Raw genomic sequence first — 5310 nt, forward strand, 5'->3', positions numbered from 1 at the left:
CGTTAGAAAACATGCCACGAAGTTTCTTAAACATACTCTTCGCTCATCCTGCAAAAATATAGAAGACAAAAATTGCTCTAAATGTACCAATGCCTCGCTGTCACAGCAAGGTATTGGTACACAAACATGAGCAGAAAGCCTCAATTTCTTGCAGTTTCCTAACTTAAGGGCAAAAACCTAAGTTGTTACTGTCCGGTTAACCCTGGCTCACCACGGTAAATCACGCGATCGTTACCTCGATGAATACCAAAGGTGACGACGGAGGATGGGTTTTCTTCACCAGCTTTCTTATTGTCCCAGTTGTACTTGAGCCAAGGTAAGCCATTTTTTGAATCATCAAGATCTAACCAAACTTGTGATTGCTGTCGAACTTCATTATCACAACCTTGTACAGCGGTTAAACGCTCTCTATTTGCATTTGGTAATATGCCCCCGGTAACTTTAGCACTGGATGTTTCACTGTCTGCTGAATCAAGAACTTGAATATCGATATCACAGGCAGTAACACCATCTGGACTGCTCCAAATCAGTTTATCATCGCCTTGCTCTACAGCAGAAACGGCCGTTCGGTTGTCCTTAGAATTGACGACAAATCGGTTCTTATTCCAGTACTCAACTTTAAGAGGAATGCTGAGTGTATCCCCTTGTCTTCCGCCAATATCATCTAAAACCATACGCCCATACCTAACATCAGGTTGAGATAACAGTTGTTGCTCTACGGTACGAGATTGTTTGCCATCATGACCTTCTGTCAGAAATAGAGTTGGGTCAATATGTGCTGTCTTCGTACTCGCTGTATTATTGAGAGACAACGCAATTGATGACTCAGTAGAACTATCTGTTGATACTTTGGAGTTAAATGGACCATCTAAATTAACAGCTTTGCTCCAATCAACAGAATTAACCCAGGTTTTACTCCAAATCGCACCAGACCAGTTTTTACTGGTTAGATCAGAGTTCAAGATACTAAGTCGGTCAGAAAAGCTTCCAGCTAAGTGCAAGTCTGCTTTCAAAGAATCAGCAAAACTACCATAGTTCTGCGTAGCATACCCATCAGCGTTGTACGCAGTGACTTCAAACTTAACTGACGCAAAGTTTTGCCCCATATAAACGGAGTCATTCTGATTATCAGGATAAGTCCACTCGGTTCCTGTTACTTTAAAATAATCAGGATAGAAACGACCAACGGTGACGTCATATTCATCTAGTTTCTCTCCCAAATACGTTGCTTTAGTTTTAAGGTTTAAAGAGCCAACTTCATCCCAAACGTATTCAACTGTTTTACCCGCTTTAGCTTCTTCAGAGCTAAAGTCTAAACTTGAACCTTTACTTGGGTCTAAGTTGGCGATATCACCACCCGATGGGTACAAGACAGAAAACTCAGCATCAAGTGGTGCAGCCGTATTTGAATCAGAGAAATAGTTTTGTGTCAGTGGGTATTCACAAACATTGGTAGCATTACCACGTGAGTCGCTATGAACGACTGGTTTATAGGTCACATTAAAGCTTTCAGCAGAGGCAATAAAGCCATCACCAGTAGCTTGTGTCGCAGGGTTAGCTTTTCCACCATTTTTCGCCACAATATTACATGCGGCAATTTTCCATGGTCGAGACTTAACGCTGAATGAGCCATTGAGAACCACTGATTCTTGCTCACCTTTATCTTCATCCGGAGCTATTGGACACTCATCTGAGTACTGAGGATCACACGTGAAATTCGCATCTTCGAGTTTGATTGTGTACAAGCCCGACTCCATTAGCTTAAAGGTATCTGATGTCTTACCTTGCTCTGAGTCAATAAATTTAGGCTCATATGTTAATAAGCTCGCGTCACTGCGCCCGTCAGCTGGTGTTTCGATTTCCAACTGAACACTTGGTGAGCCCGTGTAACTTTTCACTACCGTTTGCTGACCATCGCTACAAGCTAATATTCTTGTTTCTATTTGATAATTTTTACCAGCTACGATTGCTTGGTCATCTACGTCAAACTTGAATGGTACAAATTTGAAGGTAGACGTCTGCGTTTTTGATGGATCATTGTCCACCGTAACCTTTAACGTATATTCGTCATTAAGCTCAATACCATTTTGATCTGTAACGGTAACTTGTAGCTTCAACTTACCAAGCTTCGAAGACACATTGCTTGTAGTAAAGCTTGGGTAAGTGCCTGTACCAGTGCTATCAGCGACTTCTACAGAGAACTTATCGGCATCAGGATAAACCTGCACAGTAACCCCTGTACTTTCCGCATAGCCATCATTCTTGGTTTCTATTTCAAAGCTAGGTTGCTCTGTCCCGCACATCAACGCATATTGTGCTGCTGGTGATAGCGTTACTTCATAATCATCTGAAGGTGTAAAACAGTGGTTGTCTGTAGCAATGATACTTGCCGAGTTATCCATCGAAATACTTCGAGCAGTAACCGCACCATAAACTACTGCATTGTTTTTTAACTCTACACTTGCTTCTGTATAGAGCAGTCCTGTCAATTCAGCACTGTTATCAAGAGTAATTTTATCGTTACCATGACCAATGATTATCAGCTCGGCTTTTCCGACTGTATAAAATTTCGCATTGTTTTTCAGCTCCAGCTTTTTCACATGAATTTGCACTTTTTGTGAGTCTGGAATATTTATTTGTGCGCTGTTATCAACCTTTAGCTCTTCTATCCAGTAAGTTCCCGTTTTAAATGTAACTTTAGCATTGTTTTTCACTTCTAGTTTTTCCAGTACCTCATAACTAGAAAATGTTTTACTCTCCTGATGATCGACAACAACCTCTTTAGAGCTAGTCTTAAAACTCTCTAATTCCAACCGTTTAATCATCAGTCCTTCATTACCAAAACAACCTTCATCGTCACATGATGCATTATTTTCTAAAGTAATTTTCGACTGAGGAAAACCAACGTAACGCTTACCGTTCACATAAGGGGCCCCTGAAATCCGAGCATTATTTTTCATCTTTAGAAGCGCATTAGAATTGCCAGTCCAAGTTTGAACTGGAGATGGAAACAACTCACAAATTTCACTTGTAGGAGGCTTATCGAATAAGAAGTATGAAAACGGCTCAACAACGTGACCACGTTCAGCATCTCTATCCATATCTTCTTCATTAATCAAAGCAACGCTGGTTTTAGTCACAGAACAACGCCTTAGCCAACCACCGTTATTACCATTTCGAGTACGCTTAGACGCCAATAAAACCGGAGCAGATTTGAAGCCAGTAACCGGGAAGTAGCTAAGCTGCTTACAGCCCTCAGTAACTGGTTTAATGACATTATCATTCAGAGCGCTAAGCGTATTACGGGTTGAACCATTACCTAGCCAAAATTTTCGCCCTTGAGTAAAACCTTCACCATAGCCTGCCACAAACGCCACTTCTTCAGGTTGATCAAGTACCGCATTTTTTGTCACTTCAGAGCGGTCAATGATTAATGAAAAGCCTGTACGAGTAGGATCTAGAGCGATCGTATTTAGCCAAAGTGGTTGGCTACCAACCATATTGTTTCGAGTTTGAATTTGAACCAAAACACCTGGTGGCTTTGAAAAAGCAGTGTTCAAACCAAAGTTAATAAAATTAACCTGCTTGCTGATGTTATTTGTCCCATCAGGCTTATTAGAAAATGTATGTTTAGAGCTCACTTTGCCTGCAACAAGCATGGCACCACTATCAAACTTAATAACGCCTGGTTCCATTACCAAGTAGTCAATATCATTCATAGGTGCATCAACATAAGTTATTCTCTCGCCAGTGTTTTTACATTGCCATTTATCGTTTTTACGATTGTATTTTAGATAGCGGCAAGCGGCTCTGTGAGGAGGTAATAACTGCTTTATTGTTGCTTTGGATGAACTGATAGACCAGATTTTCAAATCTGAAGGGTATTCTGTGGTCTTGCTATCAAAGTTAGAGCGACTCGCATCGATCGTCGGCATAACAAAAACCAGAGGAGGTTGTGAGTAAGAATTCTGAAACTCGATGTCACAAGTCACACTTGGCCCTGCTACAGTACATTTATCTGCTGGCACAGTGCCAAATTCAAACTGAGGGTTGTTATTTACTGCAGCAAAACTGATTGACGAAAAAAGGAAAAGCGCTACCGTAAGTAACGATGTTATTATTTTTTTCATTGTATTTTACTCCCTTACCCAAACTTCTTGCTGACGTTGAACTTTAGACACTCCAGAACCACAAACAGCCACACTTTTAACCACATATAGCTCCACTTCTTTACCAGGAAAGTCACCTGGTAGCTTACCTGCCTTCTGACATTCAATCGTTGTCACTTTGCATGCCTGATCGAACAAGCCGCTGTCGGGCTTAACGCTTTCTGCCTCGATAGCATCGCAACGGGTTGCAACAGCAGCAGATTCATCTAAAGGGAAAAACTGAGTTAACACCCAGTCATTACTCGATTGAGCAGTAAACCATGCCTTTGTACCCAAAAACTCACGCGTTAAACCACTTTGATTAGACCAAGTCACTTTCATTAGTGACGCAGCCAAATACCCCATTACGATAATGACAAAGAGCGTCACAATTAACACATTGCCTTTTTGCTTATTATGGAACATTCAGCACCTGCACATCTTGTTGGTACACACTACTTTCACCGGACTGTTCAAACACGAACCTCAGATGCACGAGCCCGCCTCGATGAAGCAATTTATCGTCATATTTGAAATAACTCTGAGATTGATCATCAACATAAATAAGATTGTCGGCAATTATTTCGCCGTTACGCTGTATCTGTGGGCCTACAAAGCAATATTTCACTGACTTAGATGGATCATAGAGATAGTGTCGATTAGAAACGGAGCGACTGGTTACTAAACTAGCGCCATCAATAATCTTATATGCTTTATCCGAATCTGGAGAAAGCGCTCCAACATCAACACTATGAGTGGATGAGGTTAAATCACTTAGCCGTGTTGGGTTAATCACCATTTTCAAGCCACTATCAAGCTCGGGAGCATTGTCACCAAAAAAGCCAACCACAAACTGTATATCATTTCCAGAAATCGCATAAAAACCAGAATGCTCTATCGGCATAAACATCAGGCAGTTTTTTTCACTCTCATCAATAAAAAAGCTATTCGGCACCGCATGACGAATTTCTCGAGACATTTTCTCAATAACGAACTGAGCCTGAGTTTGTAGTTTCTGCCTATCGATAGTGTCGGCATAGCCCTTTGCTCCTAACTGCAAATAGCCAGCAATTCCGAGCATGATAAAACTACCAACCACAATAGTGATGACCATTTCTATTAAAGTGAAACCACGATTTTTCATTAGTAGTTTCCCCTTATC

Annotated in this window: 3 protein-coding genes; all 3 read right to left on the reverse strand. The window is 41.1% G+C overall.

Annotated features, from left to right (window positions below; all coding sequences use genetic code 11):
- Positions 1-185 precede the first annotated feature (185 nt).
- The 3 genes from IQR33_RS03135 to IQR33_RS03145 are packed head-to-tail and all read right to left on the reverse strand — an operon-like array spanning position 186 to position 5292.
- Positions 186-4130, reverse strand: a complete 3945-nt coding sequence (locus tag IQR33_RS03135; RefSeq protein WP_193837566.1) for a DUF6701 domain-containing protein — start codon at positions 4128-4130, stop codon at positions 186-188.
- A 6-nt stretch (positions 4131-4136) separates the two neighbouring features.
- The gene (locus IQR33_RS03140; RefSeq protein WP_047103642.1) at positions 4137-4574 is read right to left on the reverse strand and encodes a hypothetical protein; all 438 of its coding nucleotides are present in this window, start codon (positions 4572-4574) and stop codon (positions 4137-4139) included.
- Complete coding sequence (locus tag IQR33_RS03145) at positions 4564-5292, reverse strand: PilW family protein (protein WP_047103645.1); 729 nt, start codon at positions 5290-5292, stop codon at positions 4564-4566. The genes IQR33_RS03140 and IQR33_RS03145 overlap by 11 nt, the downstream gene beginning before the upstream one ends.
- Between the last annotated feature and the right edge of the window lie 18 nt (positions 5293-5310).

The sequence above is a fragment of the Vibrio sp. OPT46 genome (genome assembly GCF_015163535.1).
Taxonomy (GTDB): Bacteria; Pseudomonadota; Gammaproteobacteria; order Enterobacterales; family Vibrionaceae; genus Vibrio; species Vibrio alginolyticus.